General features: G+C 35.1%; 14 protein-coding genes. 7 read left to right on the top strand and 7 right to left on the bottom strand.

Annotation, left to right across the window (positions count from 1 at the left end; translation table 11 throughout):
* The first annotated feature begins 145 nt into the window (after positions 1 to 145).
* A complete protein-coding gene (locus tag DDD_RS07895; RefSeq protein ID WP_015362289.1) occupies positions 146 to 1,258 on the top strand; it encodes a metal ABC transporter permease in 1,113 nt (370 codons plus the stop codon).
* Positions 1,255 to 2,412 (top strand): metal ABC transporter permease, encoded by a 1,158-nt coding sequence (locus tag DDD_RS07900; RefSeq protein ID WP_015362290.1) that lies wholly within the window; start codon positions 1,255 to 1,257, stop codon positions 2,410 to 2,412. The genes DDD_RS07895 and DDD_RS07900 overlap by 4 nt, the downstream gene beginning before the upstream one ends.
* A gap of 35 nt (positions 2,413 to 2,447) precedes the next feature.
* Here DDD_RS07900 and DDD_RS07905 read toward each other — a convergent pair whose 3' ends face one another.
* The 3 genes from DDD_RS07905 to DDD_RS07915 form a co-directional block, all read right to left on the bottom strand.
* The gene (locus tag DDD_RS07905; protein ID WP_015362291.1) at positions 2,448 to 2,984 is read right to left on the bottom strand and encodes a hypothetical protein; all 537 of its coding nucleotides are present in this window, start codon (positions 2,982 to 2,984) and stop codon (positions 2,448 to 2,450) included.
* A gap of 493 nt (positions 2,985 to 3,477) precedes the next feature.
* Positions 3,478 to 4,245: an enoyl-CoA hydratase/isomerase family protein gene (locus DDD_RS07910; protein ID WP_015362293.1), complete on the bottom strand. Its 768-nt coding sequence runs from the start codon at positions 4,243 to 4,245 to the stop codon at positions 3,478 to 3,480.
* Between the two features lie 75 nt (positions 4,246 to 4,320).
* Positions 4,321 to 5,007: a ComF family protein gene (locus DDD_RS07915; RefSeq protein ID WP_111474656.1), complete on the bottom strand. Its 687-nt coding sequence runs from the start codon at positions 5,005 to 5,007 to the stop codon at positions 4,321 to 4,323.
* Between the two features lie 45 nt (positions 5,008 to 5,052).
* Between DDD_RS07915 and DDD_RS07920 the strand changes: the two genes are divergently transcribed.
* The 5 genes from DDD_RS07920 to DDD_RS07940 all read left to right on the top strand — a co-directional run bounded on the left by DDD_RS07920 (position 5,053) and on the right by DDD_RS07940 (position 10,476).
* Positions 5,053 to 5,934 (top strand): hypothetical protein, encoded by an 882-nt coding sequence (locus DDD_RS07920; protein ID WP_015362295.1) that lies wholly within the window; start codon positions 5,053 to 5,055, stop codon positions 5,932 to 5,934.
* Between the two features lie 107 nt (positions 5,935 to 6,041).
* Positions 6,042 to 6,914, top strand: coding sequence for a class I SAM-dependent methyltransferase (locus DDD_RS07925; RefSeq protein ID WP_015362296.1), 873 nt, complete (start codon positions 6,042 to 6,044; stop codon positions 6,912 to 6,914).
* An 85-nt stretch (positions 6,915 to 6,999) separates the two neighbouring features.
* The gene (locus DDD_RS07930) at positions 7,000 to 8,544 is read left to right on the top strand and encodes a glycine--tRNA ligase (protein WP_015362297.1); all 1,545 of its coding nucleotides are present in this window, start codon (positions 7,000 to 7,002) and stop codon (positions 8,542 to 8,544) included.
* 301 nt (positions 8,545 to 8,845) lie between these two features.
* The gene (locus DDD_RS07935) at positions 8,846 to 9,433 is read left to right on the top strand and encodes a CvpA family protein (RefSeq protein WP_015362298.1); all 588 of its coding nucleotides are present in this window, start codon (positions 8,846 to 8,848) and stop codon (positions 9,431 to 9,433) included.
* A 146-nt stretch (positions 9,434 to 9,579) separates the two neighbouring features.
* Entirely contained in the window at positions 9,580 to 10,476 is an 897-nt protein-coding gene (locus DDD_RS07940; RefSeq protein WP_015362299.1) for a hypothetical protein, read from the top strand.
* A gap of 123 nt (positions 10,477 to 10,599) precedes the next feature.
* Here the strand turns inward: DDD_RS07940 and DDD_RS07945 are convergent, their stop codons facing one another.
* The 4 genes from DDD_RS07945 to DDD_RS07960 all read right to left on the bottom strand — a co-directional run bounded on the left by DDD_RS07945 (position 10,600) and on the right by DDD_RS07960 (position 12,993).
* Positions 10,600 to 11,304: a hypothetical protein gene (locus DDD_RS07945; protein WP_015362300.1), complete on the bottom strand. Its 705-nt coding sequence runs from the start codon at positions 11,302 to 11,304 to the stop codon at positions 10,600 to 10,602.
* A gap of 19 nt (positions 11,305 to 11,323) precedes the next feature.
* A complete protein-coding gene (locus DDD_RS07950) occupies positions 11,324 to 11,872 on the bottom strand; it encodes a 3'-5' exonuclease (protein ID WP_015362301.1) in 549 nt (182 codons plus the stop codon).
* A gap of 370 nt (positions 11,873 to 12,242) precedes the next feature.
* Positions 12,243 to 12,485 carry a DUF6331 family protein gene (locus DDD_RS07955; RefSeq protein ID WP_015362302.1) on the bottom strand — a complete coding sequence of 81 codons (243 nt, stop codon included), beginning with the start codon at positions 12,483 to 12,485 and terminating at the stop codon, positions 12,243 to 12,245.
* Positions 12,486 to 12,672: 187 nt separating this feature from the next.
* Positions 12,673 to 12,993, bottom strand: a complete 321-nt coding sequence (locus DDD_RS07960) for a hypothetical protein (protein ID WP_015362303.1) — start codon at positions 12,991 to 12,993, stop codon at positions 12,673 to 12,675.
* Positions 12,994 to 13,012: the final 19 nt, after the last annotated feature.

Here is a 13,012-nt window from a genome sequence, read left to right on the forward strand (position 1 = left end):
AAGGAATATTGAATATGGAAGTTGAGAATGTCAGTTCAAACACTTATTAAAAAAGAATAACGCTTTCGCGAAAGCGTAACCAACAACACAAAAAGCGCGAAATGTAAAACTTGTTTTTACTTTTCGTTTTAATTTTATTTTTAAATTGGAACTAATAGACTTCTTTACAGATTACACGTTACGCACCATAACGCTGGGAACAGCTGTTTTAGGTGCTATTTGTGGTATGCTAGGAAGTTTTGCGGTATTGAGAAAGCAAAGCCTTTTAGGCGATGCGATTTCTCATGCAGCGTTACCAGGAATTGCTTTAGCTTTTCTATTTACAGGACTGAAAGATTCTAATGTATTACTTCTAGGCGCATTAGTCAGCGGATTTATAGGAACCGTATGGATACGAGGAATCGTGACTAAAACTCACTTAAAAACCGACACAGCATTAGGACTGATTTTGAGTTTATTTTTTGGTTTTGGCGAGTTGGTTTTAAGTTATTTAAAAAAACAACCAGATGCAAATCAGGCAGGACTCGATAAATATTTATTCGGTCAGGCAGCGACTTTGGTAGAAAGTGATGTGCTGGTGATGATTATAGTTACTGGAATAAGTCTGGTCGTGATGCTGTTGTTTTGGAAAGAATTTAAATTGTTGCTGTTTGATAAAAACTATGCGATGACTTTAGGTTTCAATACGCGTTTTATTGATGGATTGATCAGCTTTTTTATTGTTCTTGCTATTGTGATAGGTTTGCAAACCGTAGGAGTAGTTTTGATGAGTGCGATGCTACTGGCTCCAGCTGCCGCAGCGAGACAATGGACTAATAGTCTAGGTATGATGGTAATTCTTGCAGCAGTTTTTGGTGCTTTTTCTGGAGTTTTTGGAACTGCTATAAGTGCGTCTTATAATAATTTATCAACTGGACCAGTAATTGTTTTGGTCGCAGCAGTTTTTGTGGTGATTTCTTTTGTTTTTTCTCCAGGAAGAGGAATCCTTTTCAAACAAATAAGACTAATAAGAAACCGTCGTGATCTGGAACTAAAAAAGACCTTGTACTTTATGTACGGCATCGTAGAAAAACATCAAGATATTACCAGACCGCACTCGATTAGAATCCTTAACGGATTTCAAGGTTTTACTAAAGGAACTTTGAGCAAACTAGCCGATAAGAACTGGATTACCATTCAAGGACAAGACTGGGCACTTACTGAAGAAGGTTTTGAGACTGCGGAAAATTTATACAACAATAATATACCTGAATCATGAATAGTGAGTTAGCCATTATATTGATCGCTTGTCTTACTTCGGTCGCTTGTGCGATACCAGGAGTGTTTCTTGTATTGCGTAAAATGGCATTAATAAGTGACGCGATTAGTCATTCCATTTTACCAGGGATTGTGATCGGATTTTTTATTACAGAAGATCTTGCTTCACCATGGTTGATTCTGCTCGCAGCTTTTAGTGGGATTATTACGGTTGTTCTCGTAGAAGCGATTCAAAAAACAGGATTAGTAAAAGAAGATACCGCGATAGGATTGGTTTTTCCTGCATTGTTTAGTATTGGAGTTTTACTGATCGCTATTTATGCAAATGACATACATCTAGATACAGATGCAGTTCTTGTAGGAAGATTGGAATATGCTGCCTTTGATAAATTGATGATTGATGGAGTAAGTTATGGAGCAAAAAGTCTGTGGACTATTTCTGCTGTTTTATTGCTTACTATTATTTTACTTTTTGCTTTTTACAAGGAATTGAAATTAAGCACATTTGATATAGGTTTATCTTCTGCTCTCGGTTTTTCTCCTGTCATTATGCATTACGGATTAATGAGTGTCGCATCGGTAACTACAGTAGTTTCTTTTGATGCAGTAGGAGCGATATTGGTCGTTGCTTTAATGATCGCACCGGCAGCAGCAGCATATTTATTGACTACCGATTTGAAGAAAATGATCTTGCTATCTGTTTTATTTGGAATCCTGAGTGCGTTAGGTGGCTATTATTTTGCTGCTTGGTTAGATGCTTCGATTAGTGGATCGATAACTACTGTCTTGGGCTTGATATTTTTGTTGGTTTATCTTTTTGCACCATCCAAAGGATTGATTGCTGTTTTATTCAAACAAAAAAGACAACGTATAGAAGTGTCTTTATTGACTTTTTTACTGCACTTAAACAATCACGATAGTAAAGAGGAAAGAAGAGTAGCACATTTACAAGAACATATCAATTGGGGAAAAGTGCGTGCACAAACGGTTCTTGAACTAGCTGAAAAAAACAATATGATTCTTATTCAAAATCAAGTCGTTTCTTTGACACAGAAAGGCCTTGATTTTACCGAAAAAGCTTTGGACTACATTATCACGAATAAAGACGAAAAGATCGAAGACATGAAAGATGATTTCTTTTTGTTTAGAGGATAATCGATCACAGATCATGTCCATTCGATAGCATGATTCTATAAATCCAACTCCACAATCAAAGAATCAATTTGATCTTCAATCATATACGTAGAAGTTTTCATTCTGTAATAAGATCCATTTTCAATTTCGTATAATCTACCCAAATAGAGAGCAAAGAAACTAGCTTCTAGACTACCATCCTCATAAGCCTTTTTAAATTGAGGATAGAACTCTCTTCTTATTCCATCATTATTTGAATGATGAACGACTAAAGCAGGTGTTCTACTAAGAGTGTCACCATATGAATCTTTGCTTGGATATTCGTAATTATCTAGATACCATCGTATTTTATGAAGATTTAGGTCATCAATAGAATCCATTTTATGAAACATAGCCATTTGCGCTGCGTTATCAGATGGGTTCAAATCCGTATTGTTACTCTCCTTTCTTACAGCTTGATCGGCATCAAATATTTCTTGAAGAAATTCTTTTCTCTCTTCTACCGTTTCTAATTTTTTAAATGATAAAGAGTCTATAGCTTCTCCAGATTCAGATGCTTTTTGTTTGCATGACATCAATAAAATTAAAATCATAAAAATTGGTAAGTACGGTTTCATAATTTCTAATTGTTTTATTAAGTTGATATTACAAAGTATTAACTTCACATCAAACGAGGTGGAATTAATTCTGCCTCGTTTGATGTCGTATTTATCGCAGATCATTTTTTATCACGATACTTTTCAGAATCAATATTATAGGAATTAAAACTCCAAAAGCTAAAATGGAGGTAATAATAGTAATATTTAGAATCGTTGCGATGCCAAAGTAGATTACCGTAAATATTATAAACCATAGTATAAACTTGAAGCCTGAAGCGATATATTTTTTACTTCTCTTATAATCTTGATAGTAGGCTATTGCTATAAAAATAGACACAGGAGAAATGAGTAAAGGCAAAAACTGAAATAAAACGGAATTCATATTGATGATAAAGCATAAATATCGATTTATTAATTTAGATATGTACAAAAAAAGAGGCAGAATTAATTCCGCCTCTTGTGATATCTGGTAAATATTTATAAATTTCTAAAACTCAGCTTTACGCTTTTCTAAAAATGCATTAGTTCCTTCTACAAACTCATCGGTACCAAAACAAGAACCGAAATTATCAATTTCCACTTGATAACCATCTGTTCCATCTACAAAACCAGAATTTACAGCATCTATCGCTGCGCTTATCGCCATTGGGCTATTTCTCATTATTTTAGAAGCTAGCTTTTCACAAGTAGCAATCAATTCTTCTGGAGTTACCACATGATTTACAAGACCATAGGATTGAGCAGTAGCTGCATCTATCATTCCTGCCGTCATGATCATTTCCATGGCGCGCCCTTTACCTACAAGTTGAGGTAATCGTTGCGTACCTCCATAACCTGGTATCACACCTAATGAAACTTCTGGTAATCCTAATCTGGCATTATCACTTGCTACTCTAAAATGTGCTGCCATGGCAAGTTCGAGTCCGCCACCTAAAGCATAACCATTTACGGCAGCAATAACTGGCGTAGAACAATTCTCAACAGCGTCAAAGAGTGATTCTTGCCCTTTTCCAGCAAGTCTTTTTCCTTCTTCTGGAGAGAAATCTGCAAATTCAGAAATGTCAGCTCCAGCGACAAACGCTTTCTCGCCACTACCAGTGAGAATAATTACTCGAGTGTCCACATCCTCTTCTGCAGAAGATATTGCTTGACTTAATTCTTCGATCGTTTCTTTGTTGAGCGCATTGAGTTTATTAGGTCTATTAATAGTGATTGTAGTGATTTTATTTTCAGTAGTTACTAGTATATTATTCATGATAGATATTTTGATGATTGAAACAAAAATAGAGCAAAATTTATAGTACAATGACAACTTAAGGTTAAACCCTTTCTACACAGATATCGCCATAGTTACAATAGATATTTTGATATCAGGATTTTTATGTAATTCTTTGGCGCAAAGGGCAAGCGTTGTTCCCGTAGTGATCACATCATCTACTAATAGCACGTGTGTCCCTGGTTCTATTTTCTCCACAAGATCATAAGGAGACTGTGTTTCATCACTACGTTTTACTTGTCCTAATTGTGCTTGATTTATAGTGTTACGTTTTTTGATGAGTACGCTTTCGCGAAAGCGAGACCCCAAAGCTGCTGCCAGTTCTTTCCCAAAACCGTCTACTTGATTATAGCCTCTTTTTGCACGTCTTTTAGGATGCACAGGAACTGGAATTACCAGATCAATATCTTGAAAAGCTGGATCGTTTTGAAGCTCGGCAGCCATCCATTTTCCTAAAAAAGAACTTACTTCTTCATGACCACGGTATTTTAAATGATGGATTAATTGCTGTACCACACCTATTTTCTCGTAGTAAAAAAGGCTTGTTGCAGTTTCTACATTTACCCTTGCAAAGAAGAGTTCTTTCACTTTATCGTCTTTATCAAGATGCGTCAAAGCCATCGGGATTTCACTCCTGCAAGTCGTACAAATGATCTGTTCGCCAGTAGTTAAGCTGCGATCACATCCCATACATACCTCAGGAAAGAATAAGTTAATAAAATCAGAAATCCACAATGACACAAATTATTTTTTAGATTCGCACGTTATAAAGATAAACAACCTACTATGGCACAGCAAAAAGACAACCGTTTTCTCAAAATATTATTAGCGATTTTTTTAATTGGTTTGATAGGCGTAAGCGTCTGGTCTTATAATACTTTTCAAGAGAATGAAGATATTAAGACTGCTTTAAACCAAGAGAAACTTAAAATTCAAGAAGATCTAAAAAACATTGAAGCCGACTATACTCTTGAAATTGAAAAAGGCAACGCACTAAGTGCAGATATCACTGAAGCTCGAGATCGCATCACCAGACTAGTTGATAGCGTGAGCAGGCTGGAAGGTGACGTAAAAGTGCTTTCTAGATTAAGAACTCAATTGAATACCATTAAAAAGGAACGCGATTTACTTCAAGATCGCATCAACACACTTGAAGTGATCAACGAGAATTTGACCATGGTTAATGATAGTACGCTTGCGGCATTGAATACTGAAATTATTAAAAACCAAAATCAGAATTCTACCATTGCAAACCTGAATTCTAATATGGCAAGAGCGGCAACTCTCATTCCTACTAACTTTAAACCGGTAGGAGTAGTCATAAGAAACTCTGGAGCTCACAAAGAACATGAAAAAGCAAGACGTGTTGATGATATTAAGGTGTGCTTCACACTTCCAGAAAATCCGCTGGCGGCGACTGGAGTAACGTCTTTCTATCTTCAAGTTATCAATCCAGAAAATAACGTGATGGGAACTAATAAAACTGAGGAGTTTGATGGACAAAAGTTGACTTATTCTAAGGTGGTGCAGTTCAATTACAAGTCTAAAGAATTAGATCTTTGCGAGTTGATTAACGCAAACGAAGATCAAATTATAAGCGGTCGCTATAGAATTAATTTATATAATGGTCCTATACGAGTAAGCAGTAGTGAGCTGGAGTTGAGGTGATAAAAATCTAATTTAAATTCTTAAGAAAGCACGTTGCTAAAACGTGCTTTTTTTAGTCTATCATTTTAGGTTAGGACAGAGCTTTTAAAAATATTATTATTGTTACTATGAATTTAGGCACTGTAAAAAACAGGAAAGCATTAAGAGATTTTTGGTACGGTCTTTCTCCAGATCGCAGGTATTTTCTTAGAAAAGTGTTTTTTTGGCCGTTAGATACTCTTGAAAAAATTCTAGGAAGGCGACATAAATATGTCCCATCACGTGGGGCAGTTTTTACAGGTGGAACAGCCGGAGCAAGTAAATTTATTGAAGAAGCCCATCATCAATTACAGCTTTTACAATCCTATACTAATTTACAACCAGAGAATCATGTGCTTGATATAGGTTGCGGTGTAGGTAGAACAGCGATCGCTTTAACTGACTATTTGAACAAAAACGGTTCTTATAATGGTTTTGATCCAGTAGAAAATGGAATAGTATGGTGTAAAAAAGGAATAGGTGCCGATTACCCTAATTTTAAATTTACCCATGTAGATCTTTATAATGATTTGTACAAAAATCAAGGCGAGGATGCAGCGGTTTTCAAATTTCCTTATCAGGATAGTAAATTCAATCTCTGTTTTTCTTTTTCAGTCTTTACTCATATGTCAATAAAAGAAATTCAGAATTATCTTTTTGAAATGTATCGAGTGTCTAGTAAAGGTGCTGTTAACTTCTCTACTTTCTTTACCTATAATTCTCAAAATGAAGAATACATTTCCACTCGTGAGGGTTTTCAATTTCCTATAAAACGAGATGGGTTTAGGCTCATGCATGAAGATGTAACAGCCGGCAATATTGCTATTGAAGAGGATTTCCTGTTAAACATGATATCAATCGCAGGATTTAAAAACGTTCAAATTATCCATGGTTTCTGGAAAGATCAAAAGTATACGGGAGATAAATTAGAATATCAAGATACAGTGATATTTGAAAAATAAGGTAGTTTGAAAAACCTCGCTTTCGCGAAAGCGAAATACATAAAATTTGCGCTAGCATTCCATCGCTTTTTCTATTTTTGCAGCTATGGCAAATAACGATCAAGATCAGTTTAAGAAAGTACTCTCTCATGCAAAAGAGTACGGATATGTGTTTCAATCTAGTGAAATCTACGACGGTTTAAGTGCCGTTTATGATTATGGACAGAATGGTGTGGAGTTAAAGAAAAACATCAGAGAATACTGGTGGCAAGCGATGACACAGCTCAATCAAGATATCGTAGGAATCGATACAGCAATTTTTATGCATCCTACCGTATGGAAAGCTTCTGGTCACGTAGATGCTTTTAATGATCCTTTAATTGATAATAAAGATTCTAAAAAACGCTACAGAGCTGATGTACTGGTAGAAGATTACTGTGAGAAACACCTTCAAAAAGCCAATAAAGAGATAGAAAAAGCAGCAAAACGTTTCGGAGAAGATTTTGATGCAGACATGTATCGGGAGACCAATCCGCGTGTGATGGGTTACATGAAAAAAGCTACTGAGCCTACTGCAAGACTGGCAGAGTTGTTAGAGAAAGAAGATCTGACTGGTGTAAAAGCGCTGATAGAAGAACTAGGTATTGCCGATCCTGATACCGGTTCTAAGAATTGGACAGATGTGCGTCAGTTCAATCTCATGTTCGGTACTAAAATAGGTGCCAGTGCAGATACTGCTACAGAGTTATTTTTGAGGCCAGAAACCGCTCAAGGAATTTTTGTGAACTTCCTGAACGTTCAGAAATCTGGTCGTATGAAGATTCCTTTTGGTATCGCGCAGACTGGAAAAGCATTTAGAAACGAGATCGTTGCGAGACAATTTATCTTCAGACAGCGTGAGTTTGAACAGATGGAAATGCAATATTTTGTCAAGCCAGGAACAGAATTAGAGTGGTTTGAAATCTGGAAAGAAAAGCGCATGGCGTGGCACAAGTCACTAGGCATGGGCGAAGAGAACTATCGTTTCCACGATCACGAAAAGATGGCTCACTACGCAAACGCAGCGACAGATATCGAATTTGACTTCCCATTTGGTTTTAAAGAATTAGAAGGAATCCACTCTCGTACGGACTTTGATTTAAAAGCACATGAAGAACACAGTGGTAAAAAATTACAATTCTTTGATCACGAGGATAATAAAAATTATGTTCCTTATGTTCTAGAAACCTCTATAGGTTTAGACAGAATGTTTCTTGCCGTATTTTCTAACTCTCTAGTAGATGAGAAATTAGAAGGTGGCGGCGAGCGTACAGTTCTTAAATTACCAGCAGTTCTAGCACCGGTTAAAGCAGCTATTTTACCATTATTAAAGAAAGATGGATTACCAGAAATAGCAAATGAGATTGTAGACGAATTAAAATGGTCTATGAATGTAGCTTATGAGGAGAAAGATTCTATAGGTAAGCGCTATGCGCGTCATGATTTGAACGGTACACCATATTGTGTAACGATCGATCACGATACTAAAGAAGATCATGCCGTAACAGTAAGAGATCGCGATACAATGAGTCAAGAGCGCGTTGCCGTAAAAGATTTAAAGAACTATCTAGAATCTCGAGTGAGTATGGCTACATGGTTGAAGAAGATTTAACTTCAACTCAAATTTTTAAAACCAAAAAGGCAAGTATTGTCTTGGCTTGTTTGGTTGATACCTAAGAAGTTAGAAACTAGTCTTATAAAAAGAATCGAGATTTGATTTAGACAATGCAAACACAGATAGTTGGCATGTTAATCTGTCCAACATATATAATTTTTTTGAGAAACTAACAGGCTATGTGTTCGTATTATATTTTGAAAATGTTCTCGACTGCGCTCGAACTGACATTCTCTTTCAAATTCACGTTCAGGTTTAAGTTCAAATTCAAGTTCTATCTTTTCCCTAACTTCGCTCCATGAATTGGTTGGACATTATTATTTGTATTGTTTTATTAATAGGTCTTTACAAAGGTTATTTGAACGGCTTTTTTGTAGAATTGACTTCGTTAATAGCTCTAATTGCTGCCATTTATGGAGCTATCTATTTCTCTAATTTTGCTGGAGACTGGTTGCGAGAACAGGTGCAATGGGATGATGTTTATATCACCATCGCTAGTTTTATCATTACTTTTTTAGTAATTATTTTTGTGATTACTTATGTAGGTAAACTGATTACTAAGGTTGTAAAAACAGTACAACTGAGTTTTATTAATAAGTTAGCCGGTGCAGCATTTGGACTGGTTAAAATGGCTTTTTTAGCAAGTGTGATATTGATGTTTGTAAATTCTGCTAGTGGTGAATTTGATATTATTGCTACAGAAACTAAGGATAATAGTATCGTTTTTGAACATATAGAGCCTCTTGCTCCATTTCTTTTACCTAAAATCCTAGAGGAAGCAGACCGCGTGGATAGAAGATTGCGTGGTGATGATCGAGTTGATCAAGAGCAACAAGAAGAGCTAGAAGAGTTGCAAGATTCCACTTCTACTTTCGGTAGTTTTTAGTTTCTTTTATTTACTTAAAAAAAACCTCTTAAGATTTTAATGATCTCGCTTTCGCGAAAGCGGAATTACAAACAGCTGTAAATCATTGAGATGTGACTTTGGCATCATTTTCGTAATTCTAGTTATAACTTTTAAATACTACAATTATGAGAGCAATAACTACTTTTTTAGGATCTGCACTTCTCGCTTTAACTTTAACGAGCTGTGATACAGAAATTGTGATAGGTGATGGCTATGCTGGACCTACACTGAATGAAGTACTTGCTTCTAATGAAGTATGGTACGTAGATTTAAACAACACTCAAGGTGTTCCGGATGCGCCTTTTATGACGCAGGCATTTACTTTAAGCTTTGATTTTGGAACCTTGTATGCAAACAATAATCTGGTAGGCGTAGGAAGCGCCGGAGCAGGATTAGGAATAGATGTAGGTGCTTATGAAGCATCAGGTAGCCGTCTTTCTATTATTCACGATATAGATGGTCTTTATGACTTTGAGGTTGTGGTACGAGAATTTAATCGCATAGAATTAAGAGATTTATATAGCAACACGATTTATTATCTAGACGGTTATAATAGAAATAACTTTGATTATGATCAGTTGTTTTATGATAATATTCAATACTTCTTACAAGAATATCAAGCGTGGGAAAAAGTTCATACCAGTCAAGTAGGAGCGCTCAATGAATTTGATCAAGAAAACTATTTGAGATTTTTTCCTGGAAATAATGCTGATTTTTTTGAAAGTTCTACAGATAGAAACGGACTAAGTGCAGGAAGCATCTATTGGGACTTTTCAGGTTCTTATAATGTTCAAGATCAAACACCTGGAAGTATTAACAAGCAATTAACGTTGGGTTATGATTTTTTAGGGAATGATTATTTCGATCTTTACATCGTGAATGACAGCACTATAGAATTGTATCATATAGACAGTGGCACAACCTATAGATTTAAAGGACGTGGTTTTATACAATTAAAAAATAAAAACGGCGTTAATAGTAAAAAAGATAGAATGCTCGATTACAATAGAGCTCGAAAATAAAAAATGTCGATTGAAATCGATGAATGATTTGGTTGGTTGGAAACCGTCTGTGTAGCAGTCTTTGTTAACAGGCGGTTTTTTTGTGATTCATTTTTCTTTGAATATTTATAAGATCTGTGTTTCTCATAGAAATGGTTCTAGAAAACCTATTAATAATTTATCCTGAACAGACCATCTTATTCCATGTCCGCTTGCTATTCTAATTTCAAAAACTATTTGATGTTTGTAGTGATAAAAAGTATTCCACCAGGTATGATTTTCTATCATATTATTAATGATTTTTAATACTTCTGTTTGTTTTTGTTGTGGCGTTCCTTTTATTTCTCCCCAAAAAGTATTCTCTGATCGATCCACATGTTTTTCCCACGCACGTACTCCATAACTGATCTGTTTGTTATAAGGCTGTAAACAACTATCTATCATTTCTTGCTTTAGTAATGGCAATCCATCTACTGTTTTAATTGTAGCAGGAGTTTGTCGTTGCCCCATTATCAATAATATTTGCTCAAAAGGAACCGTATGAACCAAGCTAGCGATTTCTTTTTTATTTAAAGAGTTGGTTTCAAAATCATGCTCCTTTAATTTTGCCAGAGTTGAAGAAAAAAATGCAAAGGACAACGCTCTTTTGGGCGTTATCTCTTCAGAAAAATGAGGTAAAGGCAAGTGTAAATTAGAGTTAGATGAGTCTAGTATCAATAAATGACGAGCAAATTTTTCAAGGTGCTCTCCATGAAAAAACTTGCTGTGGACTTTCAGCCAGTCTTTTGAAACATGATGTTTGGAGCTTTTTATTAATTGGATCAATTTGTTTGTGAGTAGTAAATCCATACTATTTATAAAAGGTATTTTACTCTTGATTCTTTAAACACCAATCGAGAATTTTTGCAATGTTATTTGCGTCGTCTACACCTCTATGATGCGTTCCTTCTAATGGAAAATTCAATATGCCCAATGCTCCTTTCATACCAACTTTACCTTTCAATCCTTTTACTTCAGAAAAAAGCGTTTTCACATTAATGTGATTTTGAGCAAGCGGATATTCCATACCTCGCATTTTACATTGTTTTTTCATCATATTCAAATCATAAGCTCCATAACTCGCCCATGTATAATGATGTGCATGATATTCTTCTCTTAATTGAGTACAAGCCTCTTTAAAAGAAACACCTTCCTTATCTAAAAGTTCTTGAGTTATAGTTGTTAATTCTGTACAGAATGTACTTACTGTAGAGCGTTCTGGTTGAATTAAAATACCTTTTTGCCTAGTAATCACACTAGTGTTAGTATTTAATACGCAAATGCCTATTTCTATGATCTCGTTAACTTGACCTGTGGGAACTTTTCCATTCCAGCATGTGGCTTCTAGGTCGATAATTATTATTTGGTCTTTGTTCATCGTTTTAATTTTTTATTTAGTTGTTTTTGTACCTCTTACCAGATTCGAACTGGTACTTTTGCAATGCAAACAGATAGGCTATAAATGCGCTTCCCTACTTTAAATCTTGTTCATTTCGGTGCTTCTGCAAATTCTATTCATTAGTATGCGCGACACTAACGACATCATCCCATCACTCCATGGTTGCGCTAAAAACTTTTACCACAGCTCTTCCTTTTAAGCTAAAGAGGTATGTTTCTATAAAGTATATGTAGTCAAAGTAACCTATTATATGATTTGAAAATTATGACTTTGTCAATCTCTGGTTTATCAAATTATGTTCACAATTTTTTTTATTCTTTCTATAAAATCTTTAGTTGTCGAATAATCATTAAAAAACACTACTTGAGACGTGTTTTAAATCAGTTGATTCTAATTCTTTTAATAATACTTTTAAATTATTCTTTATCAAATTTTGATTGTAATATTTGATCGTTTTTTTAATTTCAGTCGGAGAAAGATCAAAAGCGTCTATTCCACAACACTCTGCAATACAATTAATTTCAAGATCATGCCAAAATTCTAAATCTAAATTCAAATAAACATCTGCATTAAAACTAATTTCTTTTTTCATTACTTATTTTTAAACGATACCAACTTTTAGATGCTCCATAGAAACATCTCTTTCAAATTATATCACAAATATTCATCCGTACTACGCAATCTTTCTGCGTAGTTAAAACAACCTGCTATTTTATAATAAAACAGCAGGTTGAAGTTATAGACTATGTTTTGATCTCGCTTTCGCGAAAGCGGAAACCTTACCTACCTTGAGCGGTATATATTTTATCTCTACGGTCTATCTCTCCAAACGGACTTCCCTTAAAAGTAGAAATGTTTAGAAAACCAAGTTCTTTGGTAATTAGAGAGTTCTTTTCTTTAACCGCTCCTATAGATTTATTCCCATAGTCTCCAGTGAGTTTGTTAGTCGCTGGATCTATGTCGCCCCAGAGTTTATCTGGTTTACCATTATCTATGGGTTCTACAAAATAGGTGATCCCAGTAATTTTTGAACTCACTATAAATCTTCCTGTTTTGTCTGTTCCGGTAAGGAATCGTTTTATTAAATCTTGACGTTTCATCTTGTTTTCGTTTTATAAA

It is taken from the genome of Nonlabens dokdonensis DSW-6, from assembly GCF_000332115.1.
In the GTDB taxonomy this organism is placed as follows: Bacteria; Bacteroidota; Bacteroidia; order Flavobacteriales; family Flavobacteriaceae; genus Nonlabens; species Nonlabens dokdonensis.

Excerpts from the sequence above, each read along its gene's own strand:
- DDD_RS07900 (WP_015362290.1), top strand. The coding sequence starts at position 1,255 with ATGAATAGTGAGTTAGCCATTATATTGATCGCTTGTCTTACTTCGGTC.
- DDD_RS07905 (WP_015362291.1), bottom strand. The coding sequence starts at position 2,984 with ATGATTTTAATTTTATTGATGTCATGCAAACAAAAAGCATCTGAATCT.
- DDD_RS07910 (WP_015362293.1), bottom strand. The coding sequence starts at position 4,245 with ATGAATAATATACTAGTAACTACTGAAAATAAAATCACTACAATCACT.
- DDD_RS07920 (WP_015362295.1), top strand. The coding sequence starts at position 5,053 with ATGGCACAGCAAAAAGACAACCGTTTTCTCAAAATATTATTAGCGATT.
- DDD_RS07925 (WP_015362296.1), top strand. The coding sequence starts at position 6,042 with ATGAATTTAGGCACTGTAAAAAACAGGAAAGCATTAAGAGATTTTTGG.
- DDD_RS07930 (WP_015362297.1), top strand. The coding sequence starts at position 7,000 with ATGGCAAATAACGATCAAGATCAGTTTAAGAAAGTACTCTCTCATGCA.
- DDD_RS07935 (WP_015362298.1), top strand. The coding sequence starts at position 8,846 with ATGAATTGGTTGGACATTATTATTTGTATTGTTTTATTAATAGGTCTT.
- DDD_RS07940 (WP_015362299.1), top strand. The coding sequence starts at position 9,580 with ATGAGAGCAATAACTACTTTTTTAGGATCTGCACTTCTCGCTTTAACT.
- DDD_RS07945 (WP_015362300.1), bottom strand. The coding sequence starts at position 11,304 with ATGGATTTACTACTCACAAACAAATTGATCCAATTAATAAAAAGCTCC.
- DDD_RS07950 (WP_015362301.1), bottom strand. The coding sequence starts at position 11,872 with ATGAACAAAGACCAAATAATAATTATCGACCTAGAAGCCACATGCTGG.
- DDD_RS07955 (WP_015362302.1), bottom strand. The coding sequence starts at position 12,485 with ATGAAAAAAGAAATTAGTTTTAATGCAGATGTTTATTTGAATTTAGAT.
- DDD_RS07960 (WP_015362303.1), bottom strand. The coding sequence starts at position 12,993 with ATGAAACGTCAAGATTTAATAAAACGATTCCTTACCGGAACAGACAAA.